This window comes from Micromonospora sp. NPDC048842 (assembly GCF_040649935.1).
Lineage (GTDB): Bacteria > Actinomycetota > Actinomycetes > Mycobacteriales > Micromonosporaceae > Micromonospora > Micromonospora hortensis.
Genome location: NZ_JBEZGK010000004.1, coordinates 141,675 through 165,035 on the forward strand (window position 1 = coordinate 141,675; position 23,361 = coordinate 165,035).

Consider the following 23,361-nt stretch of genomic DNA (forward strand, 5'->3'; position numbering starts at 1 on the left):
TCACCGGCGGGCGTCGCTGGTGCGACCGGCCTGCCTGCGCCGGCCCAACCACCCGCGACTGACCGGACGTGACAGCGACCGGGCGAGCCGGTCCGCGGCCGCGTCGGCGCGCAGCTCGGCGGCGTGGGTACGGTGCAGGGTGAGCAGGAAATCTGCGTCGTTGCCGAACATGTCGGGCTCCTTCGTCGCGTCGTCGTCTTCTGCTGACGACTCTTCGCGCGAAGGCCCCACCCGGGCATGGGCATGGCGCCTCATCTTCCCCACCCACAGCCTCCTTACCCGGCCGCTCCGGGCGCGTACGGCGACGTAAGGTACTCAGCTGCCCCGGCACCCGGACGCGGATCAACCGGGCCGGCGGCGACCACTAGACTCTGCGGCATGGCAAAGCCCCAGGAGAAGGTCTCGTTCGGCCAGCGGCTGAAGCAGATCGGGATGGTGTTCCAGTTCACCGCCAAGCAGGACCGGTGGTTCGCGCCGCTGGTCGCCGCCGCGGTGCTCATCCCGCTCGCGCTCACCGTGGTCGCGGTCATCCTCTGGAGCTGGATCTGGCTGCCAATCGGCATCCTGTTCGTCCTGCTCGCGGTGCTGATCGTGCTCAACCTGCGGTCCAACAAGGCGATGATGAACGCCGCCGAGGGGCAACCCGGCGCGGCGGCGCAGATCATGGAGAACATGCGCGGCGACTGGCGGGTTACCCCGGCGGTCAGCTCGACCACTCAGATGGACATGGTCCACCTGGTGATCGGCCGTCCGGGCGTGATCCTGCTTGCCGAGGGCAACCCGCAGCGGGTGCGTGGCCTGCTCGGCCAGGAGAAGCGGCGGCTGGCCAAGGTGATCGGCTCCGCTCCCCTGCACGACTACGTGATCGGGCAGGAGGAAGGCGAGCTGCCGATCCGCAAGCTGCGGACGACGCTGCTGCGCCTGCCCCGCGCCCTCTCCGGCAAGGACGTCAACTCGCTGGACAAGCGACTCAAGGCGCTCACCGCCCGGCCACAGATGCCCAAGGGCGCGATCCCGAAGAACATGCGGCCCCCAGGCGCCTTCCGCCAGTCGCGGGGCCGCTGACCCCAGGTGTATGCGTAAAGAGCCGGACCCGCACGGGTCCGGCTCTTTCGCGCGCGGCGTCAGCGCCTCGTCGATCATGGAGTTGTGCTGGGTGACGAAGTGCCCGTACAGCACCAAGCCGGGCACCACAACTCCATGATCGACCGAACTCGGACTCGACCTTGGACTCTCCCGGGCCGGCCTTGGTGGGGTTGGCTCAGCCGCGGGGGGCGTCGACGATGACCGAGCCGGCGATTCGGTCGTGCAGGCCGCGCCGGTGCTCGTCCATGATGAGTGCGGGGACGACAAGGGCTAGCAGCAGGCCACGGATCAGGCCCCTGAGCACGCCGATCCGGCCACCGTCGTGCCAGTTCACACAGCGGATCCTGGTGATGTACATGCCCGGCGTCTGGGCGAACAGGCCGAGGAAGATGCCGTACTCCAGGACGAGCACCAGCACCGGGGCCCAGCCGTCGCGTACCGGGTCGGCGAAGAAGTTGGACACCAGCAGGCAGAGCACCCAGTCGATGATCAGCGCCCCGAACCGCCGACCGAGGCTCGGAGCGGTGAAGGTGGGGTCGGTGGCCGGCGCTGCCGGAAGGTGCGGATTGGTCACAGCGGTCAAGGGTATCCGCGCCGGCATGAGGGCTTGCCGGGTGCCGCCGCCGCTGCGTGCCGATTCAGGCCAAAGGCATCAGATGTCATTACACTGGCACAGTCGGTACGGCGTTCCTGGCGGGCCGGAAGCGCGGCCGGGGCGTAGCTGACGCTCCGCGAGGGACGTAACACGGCAGAAACAACGGAGACACGGCCGGGCAACCCCCCGGCCATAGCGTCGCCAGAAGCCTAGCCACCCCGTGGACGTGCCAGGAGGATGTGTGTTCGCCAACCCCGAGGAACTGCTGCGATACCTCAAGAACGAGGACGTGAAGTTCGTCGACGTTCGCTTCTGTGACCTGCCCGGCGTGATGCAGCACTTCAATCTGCCGGTCGAGTCCGTCAACGACGACCTCTTCACCGACGGCCTCGCGTTCGACGGTTCGTCGATCCGCGGTTTCCAGGCGATCCACGAGTCGGACATGCTCCTGCTCCCGGATGTCGCCACCGCGTTCATCGACCCGTTCCGCGCGCAGAAGACGCTCGCGCTCAACTTCTTCATCCACGACCCGTTCACCCGCGAGGCCTACAGCCGCGACCCGCGCAACGTGGCGAAGAAGGCCGAGGCGTACCTGGCGGCGAGCGGCATCGCCGACACCGCCTACTTCGGCGCCGAGGCGGAGTTCTACATCTTCGACTCGATCCGCCACGAGACCTCGGCGCACCAGTCGTTCTACTACATCGACTCGATCGAGGGCGCCTGGAACACCGGCCGCGAAGAGCCGGGCGGCAACCGTGGTTACAAGACCGCGTACAAGGGCGGCTACTTCCCCGTCCCGCCGGTCGACCACTACGCCGACCTGCGTGACTCGATCGTGCGCCGCCTGGTCGACACCGGCTTCAACGTGGAGCGCTCGCACCACGAGGTGGGCACCGCCGGCCAGTCCGAGATCAACTACCGGTTCTCCACCCTGCTGCACGCCGGTGACCAGCTCCAGCTCTTCAAGTACATCGTGAAGAACGAGGCCTGGGCCAACGGCAAGACCGCGACCTTCATGCCCAAGCCGCTCTTTGGTGACAACGGCTCCGGCATGCACACCCACCAGAGCCTCTGGCTCAACGGTGAGCCGCTGTTCTACGACGAGACCGGCTACGCCGGCCTGTCCGACATGGCCCGGTGGTACATCGGCGGTCTGCTGCACCACGCGCCGTCGCTGCTGGCCTTCACCAACCCGACGATCAACTCGTACCGTCGTCTGGTGCCGGGCTTCGAGGCACCGGTCAACCTGGTCTACTCGCAGCGCAACCGGTCCGCCTGCACCCGCATCCCGGTGACCGGCGCGAACCCGAAGGCCAAGCGCGTCGAGTTCCGCGTCCCGGACCCGTCGGCCAACGTCTACCTGGCCTTCTCGGCCATGATGATGGCCGGCCTCGACGGCATCAAGAGCAAGATCGAGCCGCCGACGCCGATCGACAAGGACCTCTACGACCTCCCGCCGGAGGAGTGGGGCGACGTCAAGCAGGTGCCGGGCTCGCTGTCGGCAGTGCTCGACTCGCTGGAGGCCGACCACGACTACCTGCTCGACGGCGGCGTCTTCACCCCCGACCTGATCTCCACCTGGGTCGACTGGAAGCGCGCCAACGAGGTCGACCCGGTGCGCCTGCGCCCGACCCCGCACGAGTTCGCCATGTACTACGACTGCTGAGCAGTCAGACGCACGACGACTGCTGAGCAGTCAGACGCACGACGACTGCTGAGCAGCCAGACGCACGACGACTGCTGAGCAGTCGCTGGAACACCGGCCGGGCCGGCTCCGCTCACCGCGGAGCCGGCCCGGCTCGCTGTGCGCCGCCCCCCGACATACCTTCGCGTCCGATATATTGCTCGCGTGGACACACCTCTACGCGAACCGACCTTTCTGATCCTCACCGCGCTGGCCGCCCAGCCGATGCACGGCTACGGGCTGATTGGCGAGGTCGCCGCCCTCTCCGACAACCGCGTGTCGCTACGCCCCGGGACGCTCTACGGGGCGCTCGACCGGCTGGTCGACGCCGGCCTCGTCGAGGTCGACAGGGAAGAGGTGGTGGACGGCCGACTGCGTCGCTACTACCGCCTCTCCCCCGGCGGTGAGACCACGTTGAGCACCGAGACCCAGCGGCTGCGCCGCAACGTCGAAGCCGCCACCACCCGGCTGTCCAAGCGGACTCGCGCCGCCCTCCCGACCACCCCCCGCACGGCCGGAGGCTTGGCATGAACGACCTGGAACGCCGCTACCTCCGGCTGCTGCGCGCGTACCCCGCCGACTACCGGCGCGCCCGCGGCGCCGAAATCGTCGGTACCTACCTCGACCTGGCCACCAGTGACCAACGCTGGCCGGCGCCGGCGGACGCCGCGGACCTGGTGCGCGGCGGCCTCCGCCAGCGGCTGCGGGCCACGGGCGTCACCGACCTGATCCCCGGGGTACGCCTCGCGGCGCTGCTCGCCCTGGTCACCGCGAGCGCTCTCGCCGGCGTCTGGGGTACGGCGGAGCTGCATCCGTCGCCCGTGGAGTGGGGCGTCCCCCACGTCGGCCCGTTCGTCTCACTCGGTGTCGTCATGTGGGCGGCGTGGCTGCTGGCGGCGGTGGTGATCGCCGTCGCGCCGAGCCCTGTCGCCCGGTGGGCCATCAGCCTCGCGCTCCTGCTCACGATTGCGCTGCCACCGGTGGCCGCGGCGCTCGACGCACCCCGACCGCCGCTGATGGTGCTGCTGCCGCAGGTGGTGCTGGGCCTGCTGGGGCTTGCCCTGCCCGATCGACCCTCCCGGGCGATCCGCCTCGCACCGGCGCTGTCCGCGCTGTTGGCGGTGGTGGCGACGGAGTTCCTGGTGGGCTTGGATGCGGTCGGCACCTACTACGGCGCCACCTTGGAGATCTTCCTGCCCACCGTCGGCGGACTGTTGCTGGTCGTCGGGGCTCTGCTGGCCATGGGTCTGGCACTGGGCGGGGACACCCGCGGCGGCTGGGCGCTCGTCATACTGCTCACCCCTGCCGGCTTCCTGGCGGTGCCCGGCCTGGCTGACAGCTTTGGCCCGACATACGGCACCTTCACGTTCACGGAAATGGCCGTGACCTCTGTCGCCGTCGCGCTCGCCGGTCCGGCCACACTGTTCCTGGCCGTTCGGTTCCGCTCCCTCCGGCCCTCCAGCCCTCAACCCTCGGGCCAACAGTGCCCCACCTGCGGCGGCGCGCGAGCCTAACAATGACGATCATGAGGTTGGCGGGGCGTTCCGTTCAGATTGCGCCCGTCAACCTCATGATCGACGGCGGCGGCCGGCGCGCAGGGTGCGGACGAGCACGGTCAGGAGGAGGGCAGTCATGGCCAGGGCACCGGGTGCCTTGGTGGCGCGGGCCAGGTTGGTGCCGTCGGGCAGGGCGAGGAAGGCTGCCGCTGCCGTGGGCAGCACGAACCACGTCGTACGGGCGGCGGTGAGCGCGAGCAGCGCCAGGGGCCAGGTCGCGTACCAGGGGTGGAAGACCGGCGATAGGACGACGGTGGCGACCAGCGCCAACGCCGCGCCGTGCAGCGCCACCCGGGACCGCGCCACCCGAGGACGCCCCGCCTGCGGAGCCGCGACCTCGTTGAGCCCGCGCAGGGTCTGCCAGGCCCGCCACCAGAGCACCAGCAGCACTCCGACGAGCAGTAGCAGCGCGACCGCCCGGACCACCGGCACCGCCTGCGGGTCCCGGCCGACCAGCGCGCCGACGTAGTCGACCACGAAGCCCACGGCGGTGGGTGGTGACGTCCACTGCTCCGAGTCGCCACTGTGGGTCAGCCCGCCCACCCAGCCGAAGCCGAGGCCGGACACCGCCGAGGTGACCAGCAGCGCGGTGAGCAGCCCTCCGGCCAGCCAACCACAGTGGCGTACCAATGCCCGAACTGTGTACCGGTCGGGCATCCCGGCCAGCACGGCGAACGGCACCACCACCACGGCGCTGGCCTTCACAGTGACCGCCAGTCCGAGCAGCGCTCCGGCCAGCAGCAGCGCCGCCGGCCGACCTGGTCGACGGACCACTACCAGTAGTCCACACAGCAGCAGGCCCAGCATCACGGCGTCGTTGTGCGCGCCGGCCACCAGGTGAACGCCGACCAACGGACCGGCCAGCGCCAACCAGACCGCCCGCCGGGTCGGCACCCCGGCCGCCCGTGCCAGAGCGGGCAGGCAGAGCGCGACCAGCAGAAGCCCCACCACGGCGATCACGCGCAGCGCCACGATGGTGCCGGTGAGCCCGCCGCCGAGGCCGACGGCGAGGGCCGCGAGCAGCATGAACATCGGCCCGTACGGTGCCGGGGTGTCCCGCCAGATCGGCGCCACAGTGTCCAGCCAGGGGCAGCCCGCCGCCGCCACCCCCACCGTGTACGGGTCGACGCCGTGCGCGTACGTCCAGCCCTGGCAGGCGTACGAGTAGACGTCCCGGCTGCCCAGCGGTGGCGCGACAAGCAGCGGTAGCGCCCACAGCCCGGCGGTGACGTACGCCCAACGGGTCGACGGCGCGCCCTCGCGCAGCGACCACCACGCCCCGACCAGCAGCACGGTGCCGATCAGCCAGCAGGTCAGCGTCGCCGGGCCGTCCGGGGTTCGCCAGATCGACGCTGGTGTCACGCCCAGCGGGGCGTCGGGCAGCGCCCCGCCGAGGTATCCGGCCACGGCGAGCAGGATCGCGCCGACCAGACCCGCGTACCGGGCACCCGATGACGCCAACGACACGGGCGGCGGCGCAACAGGCGGGCCGGGAGCGGTCACCGGCGCACCTTCCCTCAATCGACGGCGACCGGCTGACGGGCCGCCCGAGCCGACCGTACCAACCGGATGACCAGCACGATCACCAACAGCGTCATCAGCGGCGCCCCGACCGTCTTGGTGTACCGGGGAAACCCGGTGCCGTCGGGCAGCACCAGGAAGGACGCGACCACTGCGACAACGATGAACCATCTGGTGCGCTGGGCGGTGGCCGCCAGCACGAACAGCGGCCAGGTCCAGTACCAGGGATGCACGACGGGGGCGAGCGCGACGGTGAGGGCGAGCGCGAGGCCGGCGTGGTACAGCGGGTCGCGGGTGCGGGCCCGCCACCAGAGCCAGACGAGCAGTACGGCCAGGAGGACCACTGCGATCCCGCGGGTGACGGGCAGCGCGTCGATGTGACCACCGAACAGCGCCGCGACGTACCCGGCCGTCTGCCCCACGGCTGTCGACGGGGACGTCCAGGCGATGGCGGCGCCACCCTGGGACAGCCCGCCGATCCAACCGAAGTCCAGCCCTCCGACGACTGTCACGCCGACCACAGTGGCGACAGTGCCTCCGACCACCCAGCCGCCGTCGCGAATCAGCGTGCGGATCCGGTACGGCCCGGCGGTGGCCGCCAGTGCGGCGAATGGCACCACCACCACGGCGGTCACCTTGATCGCCACCGCGAGTCCGAGGAGCAGCCCGCCGACAAGCAGCATTCCGCGTCGGCCCGGGTGCGTCGCCACCACTGCCAGCCCACCGACCAACGCGGCGAGCATCAGCGCCTCGTTGTGGGGGCCACCGATCAGGTGCGCGGCGACCAGCGGGGAACCCAACGCCAGCCACACCGCCCGCTTCGCCGGCACACCGGCCCGACGCGCCAGCGCCGGCAGGGCCCACGCGGCGACGGCCACGCCGACCAGCGACAGCGCACGGAACAGCACGATGCTGGCGGTCAGCGAACCGGTGGCCTTCACCACGGCGCCCGCGATGAGCACGAACAGCGGCCCGTACGGCGCCGGGGTGTCGCGCCAGATGACCGACACCGTGTCCAGCCACGGGCAGGGCAGCGCGGAGACGCCCTGTTCGTACGGGCTGATGCCGCCGACGAAGCTGGCGCCCTGGCAGGAGTACGCGTACACGTCTCGGCTGCCGAAGGGCGGCGCGATCAGCAAGGGCAGCAGCCAGAGCCCGACGGTGACCAGTGCCCACCGCGTGGAGGGTCCCCCGTCGCGCAGAGCCCACCAGGCGTACGACATCAGGCCAGTGCCGACCACCCAGGCGGCGAGAATCAGCGGGCCGTTGGGCCCCTGCCAGATGCTGACCGGGGTGCTGCGCAGGGGGCCGCTGGGAAACGCGCCGCCGAGGAGAGCGGAGAGCGCGAGCAGCATCGAGCCGGCCAGGCCGGTCCAGCGCGCGAGGTGGGAAGGCACGCCGGACATGCTGCCAGCCCGTCGGTACGAGGCCGACGGCAGGCACTGTCAGCAGTGGCGCGCCGGTGCCAGCCCACTGGAGATCGAGTAGTCGCCGGCGGTGCGGACCCGCACCTCGGTCCACCCGTCCGCGCCCGGTCGCAGGCAGCCGTCCGGGCCGTTCAAGGTGAGCCAGCGCGACCAGCGCACCCGGACCGGCACGTCCCCGGGCGTGGCGGTCAGCCGGACCGCGCCGCGGTCGGCGGCGACGAGGTGACCCGGGGCACCGACCAGCGGGGTCGGATCGACCACTGCGTACATCTGCCAGGTGGCGTCTCGCCAGACCTCCCGCAGGTACGGCAGGCCGGCGCGGATCAGCGCGGCCTCGTCGCGGCCCCACCGGTCGGCGGGTGCGTCCGGGGCGAGCACCACGTAGCTCACCGCCTCGTGCCGCAACCACTGCTCGTACGTCTGCGCGTTCAGGTTGCCGTCGTAGAACAGCGCGTTGCGGTCGCTGTCGACCTGGCGTTCCCAACCCCGGGCCAGTGGCACCGTCGGCGGCAGGTACGCGGACTCCCAGTGGTCGCGTAGCGGCACCACCTCGACCCGCCCGGCCGGCTGCCGCCGGTCGAGTTCGGCGGCGAGCGGTTGGTAGAAGCTTTCGGCGCTCTCCGGTGCGCCGGCCCGGGTCACGTCGCTCATCATCACCGGGGACTGCCACCACACGGTCGCGGCGAGCAGCCCGGCCAGCCACGGCCCCGGCAACGCGGCGTACCCGGCCAGCACGGGCACTGCGAACAGCATCGGCAGCCGTAGCGCGTTGGAACCGATCGGGCTGGGCACGTAGTACGCCCCGATCAGGAGCAGCACGGTGAGCACCGCGCCGACGCGCAGCACCCGGCGGCGACGCGGCAGCACGACCGCCACCAGCACCGCGAGCGCGACGTTGATGCGCATCGACTCGGCCGAGTACGGCTGGGTGCCGCCGTTGCCGAAGACGAACGCCATCGGGGCGAGCGTGACGGCGGGCGCCACGGCCAGGACGAAACCCTCGGTCAGTGGTCGCTCGGCTCGCCAGCCTGCGGGCAGCGGGCGGCCCGGCCCGTCGCCGGTGCGCAGGGCGCCCAGCAGCAGCGCCGCGCCGGTCAGCCCGGTGAACAGGCCGGCGACCGGGCTGGCCGCCGTCGCCAGGGCGGCGCAGACGGCGGCGAGCGTCAACCGGAGCCAGCGCGGTGGGCGTTTCGCGCTGACCGCGCAGAGCGCCAGCAGCCCGAACGCCAGCCCGACAGCGAAGGTGATCCGTCCGCTCGCCAGGTTGCCGACCAGCACCACAGCGCCGAGGACGCCGGCCAGCAGCGGTCGGCGGGCCCGGTTGCGGGTGAACAGCCAACCCAGCGCGGCGGTGCCGACCACGGCGGCGACCGCCCCCAGCGGACGCACCCCGATCAGCGCGCCCAACCGGGCCGTGAAGAGGCTGTAGCCGTACTGGTTGACGCCGCCGTACCAGCCGAAGTCGACCGGCGCGGCCCCGTACCGCTCGGTGAACCCGGCACGGGCCACCTGGGCGGCGAGGTCGGTGCCCATCGGCGGCGCGAGGAGGAACGCGACGGCGAGCAGCACCGCCACCCCGGTCGCCGTGCCCGCGATGCGTAGCCCGGTCGGGCGCGGCGACGCGTCAGGCATCGAGGACCCGTTCGGCAGCGGCGCGGGAGCGGCGGCCGGTGCGCAGGTACTCGTCGAGGAACTCCCCCGGGTCGTCGCGGCCGAGCAGCCGGGCCACCCCGGCCAACTCCACCCCGTGCCGGGGCAGTTGGTCGCCGGCCCGGCCCCGGACCAGCATCAACGCGTTGCGGACCTGCGCGGCCAGGGCCCAACCGGCGGCCATCTCCGCGGCGTCCGTGCTGTCGATCAGGCCGGCCCGCTCGGCCGCCGCGAGGGCGTCGAGGGTACGCGTGCCGCGCAGCGCCGGGTTCGCGCCGGCGTGCCGGAGCTGGACGAGTTGCACAGCCCACTCCACGTCGGCGAGCCCACCGCGACCCAGCTTGGTGTGGGTGGCCGGGTCGGCGCCGCGGGGCAGCCGTTCGTTCTCCACCCGGGCCTTGATCCGCCGGATCTCGACGACCTGCTCGCGGGTCAGCCCGTCGGCCGGGTAACGCACCGGCTCAATCATCGCCTCGAACTCGGCGCCGAGCTCGGCGTCGCCGCAGACGAACCGGGCGCGCAGCAGAGCCTGGGCCTCCCACACCCGCGACCAACGGGCGTAGTACTGCGCGTACGCGGCGAGGCTGCGTACCAGCGGACCCTGGCGGCCCTCCGGTCGCAGGTCGGCGTCGACGCCCAGCGGCGGGTCGGGGGCGGGTACGCCGAGCAGCCGGCGCAACTCCTCGGCGACGGCGTGCGCGGCGGCGCTGGCGGCACTCTCGCTGGTGCCCGGCGGCGGGTCGTAGACGAAGAGCACGTCGGCGTCGGAGAGGTAGTTCGACTCGTACCCGCCGAGCCGGCCCATGCCGATCACCGCGAACCGCAGCCCTTCTGGTGCCGGCTGGCTGGCCTGAGCTGCCCGCAGCGCGGCGGCCAGTGTGGCGTCGGTGACGTCGGCGAGCGCCGTACCGACAGCGGTGATGTCGGACAACCCGCGGGCGGGCCGGTTCGCGCCGTCGGGCCGGGTGGGGCTGGGCGCGAGCGCGCCGGCCCGGCAGAGCACGTCGGCGCAGGCCACCCGGACCAGCTCGCGACGTCGCAGCGCGCGCACCGCGCTGGTGGCCTCGACGGGGTCGGTGTGCCGGGCCGCCGCCGCCAGGAACCCCTCCCGCAGCACCTCGGGCGGGCGTGGGGCCAGCTCGTTCTCCTCGGCCAGCAGCCGCAGCGCCTCCGGGTCGCGGGCGAGCAGGTCGGCGACGTACCGGGACAGGGCGAGGACCCGGGCCAGCCGACGGGCGACCGGGCCGCCGTCGCGCAGCAGCCGCAGATACCAGGGGGTGCTGCCCAGCTTGTCGGAGACCTTGCGGTAGTTGAGCAGCCCCCGGTCCGGCTCCGGCGCGTCGGCGAACTCGCTGAGCAGCACCGGCAGCAACGTGCGCTGGATGGCCGCCGTGCGGCTCACCCCGCCGGTGAGCGCCTGGAGGTGACGCAACGCCCCGGCCGGGTCGGCGAAGCCGAGGATCTCCAGGCGGTTCCTGGCCGCCTCCGGGGCCAGCCGCAACCCATCGGCCGGCACTCGGGCCACCGACTCCAGCAGCGGCCGGTAGAGCAGTTTGGCGTGCAATCGGCGTACCTCGGTGGCGTGGGTGACCCACTCAGCCCGGAAGCTCTCCACGGCGCTGCGCCCCGGCGAGGCCGCGAAACCCAGCGCGGCGGCGAGCCAGCGCAGCGCGCCCGGCTCGGCGGGCACCGTGTGCGTACGACGCAGGCCCTGGAGTTGCAGCCGGTGCTCGACGCTGCGCAGGAAGCGGTAGCCGCGCAGCAGGGCCTCGCCGTCGGCCCGACCGACGTAGCCGCCGGCGACGAGCGCGCGCAACGCCGGGATGGTGCCGGGCGGGCGCAGCGTCTCGTCGCCGCGACCGTGCACGAGTTGCAGCAACTGGACGGCGAACTCGATGTCGCGCAGCCCACCGGGACCGCGCTTGATCTCGCGCTCCAGCTCCTTCGGCGGGATGTGGTCGATGATCCGGCGGCGCATGGCGCGGACGTCCTCGACCGCCTCGGGTCGCTCGGCCGCCCGCCAGACCAGCGGCGCGAGCTGGTCGATCCACTCCTGGGCCAGCGGCAGGTCACCGGCGGCCGGGCGGGCCTTGAGCAGCGCCTGGAACTCCCAGGTGCGCGCCCACCGCCGGTAGTAGGCAAGGTGACTGGCGAGGGTCCGCACGAGGGGGCCGCGGCTGCCCTCGGGGCGCAGCGCGGCGTCCACCGGCCAGGCGACCAGCCCGCAGATGTAGATCAGTCGGGTCGCCACCAGTGTCGCGGCGGACAGGTCGGCGTCCTCGGCGGCGACGAAGATGACGTCCACGTCGGAGACGTAGTTCAGCTCGCCGCCGCCGCATTTTCCCATCGCCACTACCGCGAGTCGGGGCCGCTCGGTCCCCTCCGCCAACTCCGCGACAGCGATCTCGTACGCCGCGGAGAGCGTCGCGTCGGCCAACGCGGAGAGCGCGGCCATCGTCTGCTCCAGGCCGCGACCGCCGGTCAGGTCGGCCGCCGCGATCCGCAGCAATGCCAGGCGGTACGCGGTCCGCAGCGCCGCCACAGCGTTGCCGCCGTCGGCAGGCTCCAGCCGCCCCTCGGCGATCGGAGCGAGCCCGTCCGGTGCGGTCCGCAGCGCCTGGTAGTGCTCGGGGTGGGCCACCAGGTGGTCGCCGAGCGCCGCCGACGCGCCGAGCACGGCGATCAACCGCCGCCGTAGCCCGGGATCGGCGTGCACGTCCGCGAGCAGCGGCGATCCGGCGCCGCCTTCGGCGGTGCGGCCGTCGGCGATCCGGCTTCCGGCGCCGCCTTCGGTGCTGCGACCCTCGGCCTCCACGATGCGGTGCAGTTGGCGCAGCGCCAGGTCCGGGTCGGCGGCTCGGGACAGCGCGGCGAGCAACTCCGCGGCGGCCTCGTCGACCGGCTCCTGCTCGGCCGGTCGCCACAGCCGCAGCCCTTCCGGGCCGAGCAGGTCCGCGGCGCGCGCGCCGCCGTCGCCTTCGGCGGTGCCGAAGCCGTACCGGGCGAGCCGTCCCGGTGCCCTGGTCGGCCGGCTCATCAGTGCCCGAGCAGCGGCAGGCCGCGCCGCGTCGTGCTGTCGTCCAACTCGCCGAGGGCCAGCGCGGCGAACCGGGCGGCGAACGGCTGCCAGACCTCCTCGACGTCGGGCAGCACCGAGGCGCAGGCCGCGACCACCAGCTCCGGGTCGTAGCCCAGCTCGGCGAGTTGGGTCGAGTCTTTGGCCCAGTCGGCGATCATCGCCGCGTCGCACTCGATGTGGAACTGCAACCCCCACGCCCGGTCACCGAGGCGGAACGCCTGATGCGGGTAGCGGGTGGAGGCGGCCAGCAGGGTCGCGCCCCGAGGCAGCTCGGTGATCTCGTCGGCGTGCCACTGGAGCACGTCCGGGATCAGCGGCACGTACCGGAACAACGTGTCGTTCTCGGCGGCGTCGCGCCGGCCGACCACGCCGGGGCCGATCTCCGGCCCGGACGGGCTGCGCTCCACCAACCCGGCGTGCGCGGTCGCGAGCAGTTGCGCGCCCAGGCAGACCGCCAGGGTCGGCACCCGGTACCGGACCGCCTTGCGCAGCAGGCCCTCCACTGCGGGAAACCACTGCGCGCCGGGCGAGCCGTCCGGCAACGGGTACGCCTGTTGGTCGCCGCCGAGCACCACCAGCGCCGCGTACCCCTCCAGGTCGGCGGGGAGCTCGTCGCCGGCGTGCGGGCGCACCACCCACAGGTCCAGCCCAGCCTCGGTCAGCCACTCACCCAGCCGGCGCGCGTCGTCCGTCGGGTCGTTCTCGATCACCAGCGCGGTTGCCACAGGTCGAGGCTAGCCGGTACGCCGCACGGCACCACGCCCCGGCACGGGCCCGCCCGCCGGGTGGCGGCCCGGCCATGGTCGGGGTGATTAGGCTCTGCGGTTGTGATCAGCGAGGACACCACCGCCGTACGCCCGCCCGTGCTGCGCCCGGGTGACACGGTGCTGCTGGTGTCGCCGTCCGGGCCGACCTCGCCGGAGCGGGTCGCCCGGGGCATGGAACTGCTCACCGGCTGGGGCCTGCGCCCGGTGCCGGCGCCGCACGCGTACGCCCGCCACGGCTACCTCGCCGGCACCGACGACCTGCGCGCCGCCGACCTGAACGCGGCCTTCGCCGACCCTGACGTGCGCGGGGTGATCTGCACTCGCGGCGGCTACGGCGCCCAACGGATCGTGGACGCCATCGACATGGCCGCCGTCCGCCGCGACCCGAAGGTGGTGGCCGGCTTCTCGGACATCACCGCGTTGCAGTTCGCACTGTGGCGGGGCGCCCGCCTGGCCGGGGTGCACGGCCCCGGGGCGGCCTGGCGCGACGAGCGGACGCCGCTGCGCTCCGCCGAATCCCTGCACGCGGCGCTGATGACCACCGAACCGGTGTCGATCACCGCGGTCCCCACCGAGGAAACCTTCGGCGTACGCGTCCCGGGTCGCGCCACCGGCACCCTGCTCGGCGGCAACCTGTGCATGATCGCCGCGTCGATCGGCACCCCTGACCTACCCGACCTGACCGGTGCTGTGCTGTTGATCGAGGACGTGCAGGAACCCCCGTACAAGGTCGACCGGATGCTCACCCACCTACGTCGGGCCGGTGCGCTGGACGGACTGGCCGGGGTGGCGGTCGGGCAGTTCACCGACTGCGGCGACGGTTGGGACACCACAATCGTCGACGTACTCACCGAACGCCTCGGCGACCTGGGCGTACCGGTCCTAGGCGGCCTCCCCATCGGCCACGGTCCCAACCAGCTCACGGTCCCGGTAGGCACCACCGCCACCCTCGACACCACCACCGCCACCCTCACCGCAACCCCAGCAGTCCACTAACCCCCACCCCGCCCCACCCCGCCCCGCGCCCCCTCCCGACCCGCGCCCCCTCCCGACCCGCGCCCCCTCCCGGCTCCCCCCGGTGATCAAGAGGTTTGCGTCATGTTCGGGGCGGATCCTGACGCAAATCTCTTGATCAACCAGGTCGGGGGCGGGGGGCGGGGGGATCGGCGGGTTGGTGGGGTCGGGCGGGGGTCGGTCAGAAGGTGGGTGGGGTTAGGTGGGCTACTGCGCCGATTTCCAGGGCGGCCCAGATGCCGGTGGAGGTGCGGGTGATGCCGTGCGGTTCGGCGTTGGGAGTGGGTAGGGCGTAGCCCTCGATCCGTCCGGTGGGGTCGAGGTGACCGATCCGGTTGGCGCCCCACTCGGTGAACCACGCGCCGCCGTCCGGGTCGGCCACTATCGCGTGCGGGCGGGCCGCCCGGTCCGGCAGCGGGAACTCGACGATCTCGCCATCCGGGTCGATCCGACCGAGCTGACCGGCGGCGATCTCCACGAACCAGATGACGCCGTCATCGCCCACTGTGATGCCGACGGGGCCCGCCTTGACGGTGGGTAACGGATGCAGCGTCACCCTGCCGTCGAGATCGATCCTGCCGATCGCATTGGCCTGGTTGAGGGTGAACCAGAGAGCCCGGTCCGCGCCAGCAGTGATCATCGAGGCGAATCCCCCGGTCACCGGCAGCGGGAATGCGGTGTGGGTGCCGTCGGTCTCCACCCGGCCGATGGTGTCGGAGGTCATCCCGGCGTACCAGAGCGCGCCATCAGGCCCCGCCGCGATGCCGCCCGGCCCGGTACCGGCCGGCAGGGCGACGGTGCGCTGCTCACCGTCGACGGTGATCCGACCGATCCGGTCGTCTCCCGAGCGGGTGAACCAGAGCGCCCCGTCCGGCCCGCCCGTGATGATCAACGGGCGACCGCCGGCCGGATCCAGCGGGTAGGTCCGGATCGCGCCGTCGGGCGACAACCGGGCGATGCCGCCGGCATGGGCCAGCGTCAGCCACAGCGCGCCGTCCGGGCCAGGCGTGATGCCGTACGGCCCGGCGCCCGGCTCGACGAGTGGAATCTCCCGCATCTCGACGGTCATGCCACGGTGTCCTTCCGTCGGTGGATCGTCCACCCTGACCGCTCAGCCAGCGACCACACAACCCGATTTCGCCCAGCGCCTCGATTGTCAGCTCGCTGACAGGGTCGCCACGGCTTCCGCCCAGACTGCCCGGTCACTGTCGGTGATGACAGCGCAGGATGACCGAACCTCTGGAGGACAGCATGTCCCGCACCATCCGTAGGAAGCACCTGCTGGCCGGCCTGGCCACCGCCGGCGTCCTCGGCGTCGGGATCGCGGCCCCGACGATCGCGTTCGCCGCCGACACTCCCACGCCGACACCGAGCGCCAGCACCGCCCCGGCTCCCGACACGGCTCCGGGTGCGAAGGCCGACCGGCAGGGCGAGTTCGCCGACGCGCTCGCCAAGGAACTGGGCGTGCCCACCGACAAGGTGACCGCCGCCCTGGAGAAGATCCGCGAGCAGCACCGCCCAACCGACCGCCCGCAGCGCCCGTCCGCCGAGGACCGGCAGGCCGCGCTCACGCAGCGCCTGGACCAGGCCGTCAAGGACGGCAAGCTCACCCAGGAGCAGGCCGACGCCATCACCAAGGCCGTCGAGGCCGGCGTCTTCCCCGGCCCCGGCGGCCACCGCGGTCCGGGCGGCCACCACGGCGCTGGTACGCCCGGCAAGTAGTCCGGCGAGCCCGGCCCCGGCAGGCACCAGCAGGCCGGGGCCGGCCTTGGCCTGTCGTACCCGGGGCAGGCCCGGTCCGCCCTGTCGTGCCGACCCCACGGCCAGGCCAGCCGGGGATCAGCGCGGCCCCGGGAATGGGTTCAGGGCTGCGGGGGCGGGGGCGTGAACACGCCCAGGTGGTTGCCGGCCGGGTCGAGTAGGTGGGCCAACTTGAGACCGCTCGGTGCCGTACGCGCTGGCACCAGCACCCGGCCGCCGGCCGCTTCGGCCTGTCGGCAGGTCTCCGCCACGTCGGCGACTTCGGCGTAGAACACGGCATAGTTCGGCGACGTACCGTCGGTCGCCCGGATCGCCCCACCGATCCCGCTGTCGCCGCCGGCTCCGGTCACGCGGTAGGACCCGCCGTTGGTCGAGCCCTGCTCCTCGAAGGTCCAGCCGAACAGCTCGCCGTAGAACCGCTCCGCGTCCTCGGGCCGGTCGGTGCCGATCTCGAACCAGGTGATGGGCGTGGTGGACCTGGACATCTACTGCCTCCAGAATTTCCGGTGCCGGCCGTTCGGCCGTCGTCTGGAGCAGTCTCGGGGCCGTTGGCGACAGCGTCCTGTCGGTGTTTCCGGATCACCCAGCGGGGTTTTCACGACGACACCCGGGCCGACTGCGCCGCCGACGGGTCTCAGACCAGGCTCAGCGGGCGGACCCGCTCGTGCGGGATGTCGAGATCCGTCAGGCGTAGCTCCCGGGCCACCACGTCGGGCAGCGTCCAGACGCTCCGGATCCGGTCGGTGCGGAAGCACCGCAGCTCGTCGCGCAGACGGCACCAGGCGACCAGGTACCAGTGTCGGGAGTTGCCGAGGTAGCCGAGCGGCTCGACGTCACGGGTCGAGTCGGCGCCGGCGCGGTCGGCGTACCGGATGCGCAGCACCCGCCGCGCGGTGACCGCGTCGGCGACGGTGGCCGGGACGGGCGCTGCCGGCCCGTCGCCGATGAGGTGCACCCGGCCGGCGAGGCGGTGTGCCTCATCGGCGTCGGCTGCCGGCAGCACCGCCACCAGCTTGCGCAGCGCGGTGGCGGCCGGCCCGGCGAACGGCGAGCCGGCGAGCCGGTGCAGCGCGACTGCCATCGCCACCGCCTCGGCGGCGGTCAGGTTGACCGGCGGCAGGGTGTGGGCGCGGTCCAGGACGTAGCCGCCGGTGCGCCCGGGCTCGGCCCAGATCGGCACCCCGGCCTCCTGTAACGCGCCGAGGTCCCGTTCGATGGTCCGGCTGCTCACCTCGAAGCGCGCGGCCAGCCAGCGGGCACTGCGCGGCCGTGGTGACACCGCCCGCAGCTCCTCGACCAGCGCGTAGAGCCGATCCGTGCGGTTCATACCCGGCACGCTACGGCCGAGGTACGACGCCCTCCGACAACCGCCCGCTCAGCGACGCGGGCAGCCGGCTCAGGCGATGCAGGCGCAGACGATCAGCGCGGCCCCGAAGTGGGTGGCGGCGCTGACCCGGGCGGCCGGGTGCGGCTCTGGCGAGCAGATGACCTCGCCGAGCTTGCCGGGGGTGAGCAGGTCCAGCACCACGAAGGCCAGCGCCATGATCGCCAACCCGACCAGTCCGAAGACCACGGTGGAGGCGAGCCCCCTGCCGAAGTCGCTGTAGCTGGTGAGGATCGCGGTGAAGACGATCCCGGCGATGCCGAGTTGGTTGGCGGCGAGCAGCAACCCGGCGTTGGCGTTGCGCTCGACCCAGATCAGGTCTCGCAGCCGGCCCGGGGTGAGCAGGTCGACGAGCCCGAAGCCGGCGGCCATGAGGCCGACGCCGACGATCCCGAACACGACGCTCTGCCAGGCACCGCTGAACAGATCCTCCAGCACCGACTTGCCTCCCGACTCTCCGCCCGGAGGGGTACCGGCGCGGTGATCGAGACGATAGCGGCACCGCGCAACGGCGTCAGCCCCTGCGTCTACAGGGCCAGGTAGCGCTGCCGCTCGTACGGGGTGACCTCACGGCGGTACTGCTCCCACTCGGCCCGCTTGTTGCGCAGGAAGAAGTCGAAGACGTGCTCGCCGAGCACCTCGGCGACCAGTTCGGAGCCGGCCATCACGTCGATCGCCTCGGCGAGGTTCTCCGGTAGCGCCTCGTAGCCCATGGCGCGCCGCTCCGCGCTGGTCAGCGACCAGACGTCGTCCTCGGCGCCCGGCGGCAGCTCGTACCCCTCCTCGATGCCCTTCAGGCCGGCGCCGAGTAGCACCGCGAAGGCGAGGTACGGGTTGGCCGCCGAGTCCAGCGAGCGGACCTCGACCCTGGCCGAGTTGGGCTTGCCGTAGGCGGGAACCCGGACCAGCGCGGACCGGTTGAGGTGACCCCAGCAGACGTACGCGGGGCTCTCGGTGATCCGGTCGGGCAGGTGCTGCGGGAAGAGCCGCTTGTACGAGTTGACCCACTGGTTGGTGACCGCCGTGTATTCGCGGGCGTGCACCAGCAGACCGGCGATGAACGACTTCGCCACCTTGGACAGCTTCATCGGGTCGCCGCTGTCGTGGAAGGCGTTGCGCTCCCCCTCGAACAGCGACAGGTGGGTGTGCATCCCGCTGCCCGGCTGGTCGGTGAACGGCTTCGGCATGAAGCTGGCCTGCACACCGGTGGAGAGCGCGACCTCCTTGACCACGTGCCGGAAGGTCATGATGTTGTCGGCGGTGGTCAGCGCGTCGGCGTAGCGCAGGTCGATCTCCTGCTGGCCGGGCGCGACCTCGTGGTGGCTGAACTCCACCGAGATGCCGATGCGTTCCAGCGCCAGGACGCCCTGACGGCGGAAGTCCCGGGCGACGGCGTGGGTGGTGTGCTCGAAGTAGCCGCCGGTGTCGACCGGGGTGGGCACCGAGCCGTCCTGCGGACCGTTTTCGAGCAGGAAGAACTCGATCTCGGGGTGGGTGTAGAAGGTGAAGCCCTTCTCGGCTGCCTTGGACAGCGCGCGGCGCAGCACGTGCCGGGGGTCCGCCCAGGACGGGCCTCCGTCGGGCAGCAGGATGTCGCAGAACATCCGGGCGCTCTCGCCGCTGACGCCGCCTTCGAAGGGGAAGACCTGGAAGGTGGTCGGGTCGGGCATGGCCACCATGTCCGATTCGAAGACCCGGGCGAAGCCCTCGATCGCCGAGCCGTCGAAGCCGATGCCTTCCTCGAAGGCCGCCTCGAGCTCGGCGGGTGCCACCGAAACGCTCTTGAGCGTGCCCAGAACGTCGGTGAACCACAGCCGGACGAACCGGATGTCCCGCTCTTCCAGCGTGCGGAGGACGAACTCCTGCTGACGGTCCACTTCCCCAACCCCTCGCGACACTCTTTTGTCCGCCTTGGCCGGGCTGTACCCGACCTGATCGCCCAGTGTTCCCGGGCCTGGTTACGCAGACGTTACGCGAACTGCCGCCGGCCGTCCTCTCGTGTCCCGCCGGGCGAGCGCGGGCCAGCGCCGCGCCGCCGCGGCCGTTTCCACCACGGCCGAGCTCCTGCCGCCGCGGCCTCGCGGGCGCCTGTCGCGGGAGGTGGCGGCAATCTCGTCCGAGGGTACGGAATGTCGCGCGAGGGCTGGGGCAAGATGAAGGCATGCCCACCCTGCGTCTCGCCCTGTCCCAGGTCAACCCGAGCGTCGGCGACCTCGCCGGAAACGCCGACCTGGTCCGCAGCTGGACTCGCCAGGCCGCCGATGCCGGTGCCCAGTTGGTGCTCTTCCCGGAGATGATGCTGACCGGGTACCCGGTCGAGGACCTCGTCTTCCGGCGTTCCTTCGTCGCCGCGTCCCGGGCCGCCGTGGAGCGGCTGGCCGCCGGCCTGGCCGCCGACGGTCTCGGCGAGCTGCCGGTCGTGGTCGGCTACCTGGACGCCGACGGCCCGCCGCAGGTCAGCGGCGACGCCGAGCCGGGCCGGGGTGCCCGCAACGCCGCCGCGCTGCTGCACCGGGGCGTCGTGGCCGCCCGCTACTTCAAGCACCACCTGCCCAACTACGGGGTCTTCGACGAGGACCGGTACTTCGTCTCCGGTGACGCGCTGACAGTGGTGCGGATCGGCGGCGTGGACGTCGCGCTGACCATCTGCGAGGACCTGTGGCAGGCCGGCGGTCCGTTCGCCGCCGCCCGGAGGGCCGGCGTCGGCCTGGTCGTCAACATCAACGGCTCGCCGTACGAGCTGAACAAGGACGACATCCGGCTGCCGCTGGTCCGCCGCCGGGCCGCCGAGGCGGGTGCCGCCATCGCGTACGTCAACATGACCGGCGGCCAGGACGAGCTGGTCTTCGAGGGCGACTCGATGATCGTGAGCGCCGACGGTGAGCTGCTCACCCGGGCACCGCAGTTCGTCGAACACCTGCTCGTGCACGACGTCGAGTTGCCGGCCGCCGCCACCCCGCCGACCACCGAGACGCTGGCCGACGGGATGCGGATCGTGCACAGCACGCTGGACGGCATTCCGCCCACGCCGTCCGGCCCGGCCGCCACCGGCGGGCTGATCGAGCCGGTGGCCGACGAGGCCGAGGTGTGGCAGGCGCTGGTGCTGGGTCTGCGTGACTACGTCAACAAGAACCGGTTCCCGTCGGTGGTGCTCGGTCTCTCCGGCGGCATCGACTCGGCGGTGGTGGCCGCGCTCGCCGTCGACGCGCTCGGGCCGGACCGGGTGGTCGGGGTGTCGCTGCCCAGCCAGCACTCCTCGGAGCACTCCCGGGAGGACGCCGCCGACCTGGCCAAGCGCACCGGCCTGGACTACCGCGTCGAGCCGATCCAGCCGATGGTCGATGGCTTTTTGGCCAACCTGTCGCTGTCCGGCGTGGCAGTGGAGAACCTGCAGGCCCGGGTCCGTGGCGTGATCCTGATGGCGCTGTCGAACCAGGAGGGCCACCTGGTGCTGACCACCGGCAACAAGAGTGAGCTGGCGGTCGGCTACTCCACCCTGTACGGCGACTCGGTGGGCGGCTTCAACCCGGTCAAGGACGTCTGGAAGACGCTGATCTGGCGGCTCGCGAAGTGGCGCAACAGGGACGCGGCTCGGCGTGGTGAGACCGCGCCGATCCCGGAGAACTCGATCGGCAAGCCGCCGAGCGCCGAGCTGAGCCCGGGCCAGCTCGACAGCGACAGCCTGCCCGACTACGACGTCCTGGACCCGATCCTGATCGGCTACGTCGACGGTGACCTCGGCCGCGACGGTCTGGTCGAGTCGGGTCACGACCCGGCGATCGTGGACAAGGTGCTGCGGCTGGTGGATACCGCCGAGTACAAGCGACGGCAGTCGGCGCCGGGCACGAAGATCTCCATGAAGGCGTTCGGCCGGGACCGCCGTCTGCCGATCACCAGCCGGTGGCGCGAGCACGGCTGAGCCGTACCCCTGGGGGTGCCGGGTCGGTGGCGCGGCCCGGCGCCGCCTCGCGGTGACCGCGCGGCGCGGTCCCGGTTGGCCAGGTGGGGGCGGCCCCGCGCTGGTGGAGTGACATCTTGCACTGGGCCCTGCCGTCAGCCCGTCTCGCGGTGCGACGATCGCGACGGAACCCGGGGACCGCGCAGGCGGCCTCGAGGAAGGGAGACAGAGATGGTGGAGTCCACTCCGCACGAGGTGACCGCGTTGTACGGCGGCCCGGCCACCCGACGGGTCCGCACCCGCGACCTGATGGCCGCCAAGGAGCGCGGCGAGCGGTGGCCGATGCTCACCTCGTACGACCAGTACACGGCGTCGATCTTCGACCAGGCCGGTGTTCCGGTGCTGCTGGTCGGCGACTCGGCCGCGAACAACGTGTTCGGCTACGAGACCACCCTGCCGATCACCGCCGACGAGCTGCTTCCGCTGGTCCGGGCCGTGGTGCGGGCGACCCGGCAGGCGCTGGTCGTCGGTGACCTGCCGTTCGGCTCGTACGAGGAGGGTCCGGCCCAGGCGCTGCGCACCGCCGTCCGGTTCATGAAGGAGGGTGGCTGTCACGCGGTGAAGTTGGAGGGTGGCCGCCGCAACGCCGCGCAGATCGCCGCGATCGTCGGTGCCGGCATTCCGGTGATGGCGCACATCGGTTTCACCCCGCAGAGCGAGCACACCCTGGGCGGCTACCGCGTGCAGGGTCGCGGCGACGCCGCCGACGAGGTGCTGGCCGACGCACGGGCGGTGGCGGAGGCGGGCGCCTTCGCCGTGGTGTTGGAGATGGTGCCCGGCGAGGTGGCCAAGCGGATCACCCACGAGCTGCCGATTCCCACTGTGGGCATCGGCGCGGGCCCGGACACCGATGCGCAGGTGCTGGTCTGGCAGGACATGGCCGGGCTGCGGACGGGCAAGGCGCCGCGTTTCGTCAAGCGGTACGCGGATCTGGCCGGCGCTCTCACCGACGCCACCCGCCGTTTCGCCGACGAGGTCCGCGGCGGCGAATTCCCCGCCGCCGAACACACCTTCTAGGACCGAGCACGGCGTGATCCACCCGGCTGTGCCGAAGCGGGGTGGATCACGCCGCTCCTGTCAGAGGTCGGTGACGCGGATGCCGGCGTGCGCCTTGTAGCGCTTGTTGATGGCGATCAGGTTGGCGGTGAACGCCTCGATCTGGTGGGCGTTGCGCAACCGGCCGGCGTAGATGCCCCGCATGCCCGGGATCCGGGCGGCGAGCGCGCCGACGATGTCGACCAGCTCGCGGTCCTCGGTGCAGATCAGCACGTCCAGGTCGATCCGGTCGACCTCGGGGTCGGCCAGCAGCGGAGCGCTGACGTGGTTGAACGCGGCGCAGACCCGGGAGTCGGGCAGCAGCGCGGCGGCCTGCTGCACGGCGCTGCCCTCGGCGACGGTCAGCGCGTACGGGCCCTGCTTGTCGAAGCCGAGCGGGTTGACGCAGTCGACGACGATCCGGCCGGCGAGCGGCTCGGCGAGAGCGGCGACGGTGGCGGCGTGCCCGTCCCACGGCACCGCGATGATCACCACGTCGCTGCGTCGGGCCACCTCGTCGTTTGCCGCACCGGTGACGCTGCCACCGGCCGGCACCCCGGGCAGGGCGGCGATCTCGGCCGCGGACTCGGCGGCCCGCTCGGCCGACCGGGATCCGATCAGCACCGTCTGGCCGGCCCGCGCGAACCGGTAGGCGAGGCCCCGCCCCTGGTCGCCGGTGCCGCCGATGATGCCGACCGTCAGCCCGGACACGTCGGGCAGCGTGCTCGCGTCGTATGCCATGGCCTCATCCTCGCAAACCGCTCGGTCCGTCAGCAGCGCCGAGCGCTGTGAGAATCCCCGCTGCCGTGGACGACCGCGCCGGCGGGCGAGGACCGGGCCCGGG

21 protein-coding genes are annotated in these 23,361 nt (G+C 72.4%); 8 read left to right on the forward strand and 13 right to left on the reverse strand.

The annotated features are described in order from the left end of the window. Positions 1-171, reverse strand: a complete 171-nt coding sequence (locus AB0C19_RS07715) for a hypothetical protein (RefSeq protein ID WP_167493919.1) — start codon at positions 169-171, stop codon at positions 1-3. Positions 172-378: 207 nt separating this feature from the next. Here AB0C19_RS07715 and AB0C19_RS07720 point away from each other — a divergent pair, with 207 nt between their 5' ends. Continuing rightward, complete coding sequence (locus AB0C19_RS07720) at positions 379-1,065, forward strand: DUF4191 domain-containing protein (RefSeq protein ID WP_357181031.1); 687 nt, start codon at positions 379-381, stop codon at positions 1,063-1,065. A gap of 196 nt (positions 1,066-1,261) precedes the next feature. On the opposite strand, the gene AB0C19_RS07725 is transcribed toward AB0C19_RS07720, so the two are convergent. Beyond that, the gene (locus tag AB0C19_RS07725) at positions 1,262-1,687 is read right to left on the reverse strand and encodes an RDD family protein (RefSeq protein ID WP_357181033.1); all 426 of its coding nucleotides are present in this window, start codon (positions 1,685-1,687) and stop codon (positions 1,262-1,264) included. A 235-nt stretch (positions 1,688-1,922) separates the two neighbouring features. Between AB0C19_RS07725 and glnA (AB0C19_RS07730) the strand changes: the two genes are divergently transcribed. The 3 genes from glnA (AB0C19_RS07730) (at position 1,923) to AB0C19_RS07740 (ending at position 4,879) form a co-directional block, all read left to right on the forward strand. Next, complete coding sequence (gene glnA / locus AB0C19_RS07730) at positions 1,923-3,347, forward strand: type I glutamate--ammonia ligase (RefSeq protein WP_112671701.1); 1,425 nt, start codon at positions 1,923-1,925, stop codon at positions 3,345-3,347. Positions 3,348-3,530: 183 nt separating this feature from the next. Beyond that, complete coding sequence (locus AB0C19_RS07735) at positions 3,531-3,896, forward strand: PadR family transcriptional regulator (protein WP_357181036.1); 366 nt, start codon at positions 3,531-3,533, stop codon at positions 3,894-3,896. Further along, a complete protein-coding gene (locus tag AB0C19_RS07740; RefSeq protein WP_357181039.1) occupies positions 3,893-4,879 on the forward strand; it encodes a hypothetical protein in 987 nt (328 codons plus the stop codon). Before AB0C19_RS07735 ends, AB0C19_RS07740 begins: the two co-directional genes overlap by 4 nt. Before the next feature lie 54 nt (positions 4,880-4,933). Here AB0C19_RS07740 and mptB (AB0C19_RS07745) read toward each other — a convergent pair whose 3' ends face one another. The 5 genes from mptB (AB0C19_RS07745) to AB0C19_RS07765 are packed head-to-tail and all read right to left on the reverse strand — an operon-like array spanning position 4,934 to position 13,323. Beyond that, the gene (gene mptB, locus AB0C19_RS07745) at positions 4,934-6,424 is read right to left on the reverse strand and encodes a polyprenol phosphomannose-dependent alpha 1,6 mannosyltransferase MptB (protein WP_357181042.1); all 1,491 of its coding nucleotides are present in this window, start codon (positions 6,422-6,424) and stop codon (positions 4,934-4,936) included. Between the two features lie 14 nt (positions 6,425-6,438). Next, positions 6,439-7,839 carry a polyprenol phosphomannose-dependent alpha 1,6 mannosyltransferase MptB gene (gene mptB, locus AB0C19_RS07750; RefSeq protein ID WP_357181045.1) on the reverse strand — a complete coding sequence of 467 codons (1,401 nt, stop codon included), beginning with the start codon at positions 7,837-7,839 and terminating at the stop codon, positions 6,439-6,441. 48 nt (positions 7,840-7,887) lie between these two features. After that, positions 7,888-9,501, reverse strand: a complete 1,614-nt coding sequence (locus tag AB0C19_RS07755; RefSeq protein ID WP_357181048.1) for a hypothetical protein — start codon at positions 9,499-9,501, stop codon at positions 7,888-7,890. Beyond that, on the reverse strand, positions 9,494-12,556 hold the full coding sequence (locus AB0C19_RS07760; protein ID WP_357181051.1) for a bifunctional [glutamine synthetase] adenylyltransferase/[glutamine synthetase]-adenylyl-L-tyrosine phosphorylase: 3,063 nt from the start codon (positions 12,554-12,556) through the stop codon (positions 9,494-9,496). Before AB0C19_RS07760 ends, AB0C19_RS07755 begins: the two co-directional genes overlap by 8 nt. Further along, the gene (locus AB0C19_RS07765) at positions 12,556-13,323 is read right to left on the reverse strand and encodes a type 1 glutamine amidotransferase (RefSeq protein ID WP_357181054.1); all 768 of its coding nucleotides are present in this window, start codon (positions 13,321-13,323) and stop codon (positions 12,556-12,558) included. The genes AB0C19_RS07760 and AB0C19_RS07765 overlap by 1 nt, the downstream gene beginning before the upstream one ends. A gap of 102 nt (positions 13,324-13,425) precedes the next feature. Here AB0C19_RS07765 and AB0C19_RS07770 point away from each other — a divergent pair, with 102 nt between their 5' ends. Next, positions 13,426-14,361, forward strand: coding sequence for an LD-carboxypeptidase (locus AB0C19_RS07770; protein WP_357181057.1), 936 nt, complete (start codon positions 13,426-13,428; stop codon positions 14,359-14,361). 199 nt (positions 14,362-14,560) lie between these two features. Here the strand turns inward: AB0C19_RS07770 and AB0C19_RS07775 are convergent, their stop codons facing one another. Further along, entirely contained in the window at positions 14,561-15,448 is an 888-nt protein-coding gene (locus AB0C19_RS07775; protein ID WP_357181060.1) for a virginiamycin B lyase, read from the reverse strand. Between the two features lie 182 nt (positions 15,449-15,630). Here AB0C19_RS07775 and AB0C19_RS07780 point away from each other — a divergent pair, with 182 nt between their 5' ends. After that, the gene (locus AB0C19_RS07780; RefSeq protein WP_357181618.1) at positions 15,631-16,101 is read left to right on the forward strand and encodes a hypothetical protein; all 471 of its coding nucleotides are present in this window, start codon (positions 15,631-15,633) and stop codon (positions 16,099-16,101) included. A 140-nt stretch (positions 16,102-16,241) separates the two neighbouring features. Here AB0C19_RS07780 and AB0C19_RS07785 read toward each other — a convergent pair whose 3' ends face one another. The 4 genes from AB0C19_RS07785 to glnA (AB0C19_RS07800) all read right to left on the reverse strand — a co-directional run bounded on the left by AB0C19_RS07785 (position 16,242) and on the right by glnA (AB0C19_RS07800) (position 19,401). Further along, a complete protein-coding gene (locus tag AB0C19_RS07785) occupies positions 16,242-16,625 on the reverse strand; it encodes a VOC family protein (RefSeq protein ID WP_357181063.1) in 384 nt (127 codons plus the stop codon). A 149-nt stretch (positions 16,626-16,774) separates the two neighbouring features. Then, positions 16,775-17,467, reverse strand: a complete 693-nt coding sequence (locus AB0C19_RS07790) for a WYL domain-containing protein (RefSeq protein WP_357181066.1) — start codon at positions 17,465-17,467, stop codon at positions 16,775-16,777. Between the two features lie 69 nt (positions 17,468-17,536). After that, the gene (locus AB0C19_RS07795; protein WP_357181069.1) at positions 17,537-17,962 is read right to left on the reverse strand and encodes a DUF350 domain-containing protein; all 426 of its coding nucleotides are present in this window, start codon (positions 17,960-17,962) and stop codon (positions 17,537-17,539) included. Positions 17,963-18,051: 89 nt separating this feature from the next. Then, positions 18,052-19,401 (reverse strand): type I glutamate--ammonia ligase, encoded by a 1,350-nt coding sequence (gene glnA, locus AB0C19_RS07800; RefSeq protein WP_091409557.1) that lies wholly within the window; start codon positions 19,399-19,401, stop codon positions 18,052-18,054. A 284-nt stretch (positions 19,402-19,685) separates the two neighbouring features. Here glnA (AB0C19_RS07800) and AB0C19_RS07805 point away from each other — a divergent pair, with 284 nt between their 5' ends. Both AB0C19_RS07805 and panB read left to right on the forward strand, forming a co-directional pair. Continuing rightward, positions 19,686-21,443, forward strand: coding sequence for an NAD+ synthase (locus AB0C19_RS07805; RefSeq protein ID WP_357181073.1), 1,758 nt, complete (start codon positions 19,686-19,688; stop codon positions 21,441-21,443). Between the two features lie 210 nt (positions 21,444-21,653). Continuing rightward, the gene (gene panB, locus AB0C19_RS07810) at positions 21,654-22,499 is read left to right on the forward strand and encodes a 3-methyl-2-oxobutanoate hydroxymethyltransferase (protein ID WP_124855798.1); all 846 of its coding nucleotides are present in this window, start codon (positions 21,654-21,656) and stop codon (positions 22,497-22,499) included. A gap of 60 nt (positions 22,500-22,559) precedes the next feature. Here the strand turns inward: panB and npdG are convergent, their stop codons facing one another. Next, complete coding sequence (npdG, locus tag AB0C19_RS07815; protein ID WP_091409546.1) at positions 22,560-23,258, reverse strand: NADPH-dependent F420 reductase; 699 nt, start codon at positions 23,256-23,258, stop codon at positions 22,560-22,562. Between the last annotated feature and the right edge of the window lie 103 nt (positions 23,259-23,361).

Bases quoted from the DNA above. Each gene is read 5' to 3' on its own strand.
- AB0C19_RS07715 (WP_167493919.1), bottom strand. From the start codon at position 171: ATGTTCGGCAACGACGCAGATTTCCTGCTCACCCTGCACCGTACCCAC.
- AB0C19_RS07720 (WP_357181031.1), top strand. From the start codon at position 379: ATGGCAAAGCCCCAGGAGAAGGTCTCGTTCGGCCAGCGGCTGAAGCAG.
- AB0C19_RS07725 (WP_357181033.1), bottom strand. From the start codon at position 1,687: ATGCCGGCGCGGATACCCTTGACCGCTGTGACCAATCCGCACCTTCCG.
- AB0C19_RS07740 (WP_357181039.1), top strand. From the start codon at position 3,893: ATGAACGACCTGGAACGCCGCTACCTCCGGCTGCTGCGCGCGTACCCC.
- AB0C19_RS07755 (WP_357181048.1), bottom strand. From the start codon at position 9,501: ATGCCTGACGCGTCGCCGCGCCCGACCGGGCTACGCATCGCGGGCACG.
- AB0C19_RS07760 (WP_357181051.1), bottom strand. From the start codon at position 12,556: ATGAGCCGGCCGACCAGGGCACCGGGACGGCTCGCCCGGTACGGCTTC.
- AB0C19_RS07775 (WP_357181060.1), bottom strand. From the start codon at position 15,448: ATGACCGTCGAGATGCGGGAGATTCCACTCGTCGAGCCGGGCGCCGGG.
- AB0C19_RS07780 (WP_357181618.1), top strand. From the start codon at position 15,631: ATGTCCCGCACCATCCGTAGGAAGCACCTGCTGGCCGGCCTGGCCACC.
- AB0C19_RS07785 (WP_357181063.1), bottom strand. From the start codon at position 16,625: ATGTCCAGGTCCACCACGCCCATCACCTGGTTCGAGATCGGCACCGAC.
- AB0C19_RS07790 (WP_357181066.1), bottom strand. From the start codon at position 17,467: ATGAACCGCACGGATCGGCTCTACGCGCTGGTCGAGGAGCTGCGGGCG.
- AB0C19_RS07805 (WP_357181073.1), top strand. From the start codon at position 19,686: ATGCCCACCCTGCGTCTCGCCCTGTCCCAGGTCAACCCGAGCGTCGGC.
- panB (WP_124855798.1), top strand. From the start codon at position 21,654: ATGGTGGAGTCCACTCCGCACGAGGTGACCGCGTTGTACGGCGGCCCG.
- npdG (WP_091409546.1), bottom strand. From the start codon at position 23,258: ATGGCATACGACGCGAGCACGCTGCCCGACGTGTCCGGGCTGACGGTC.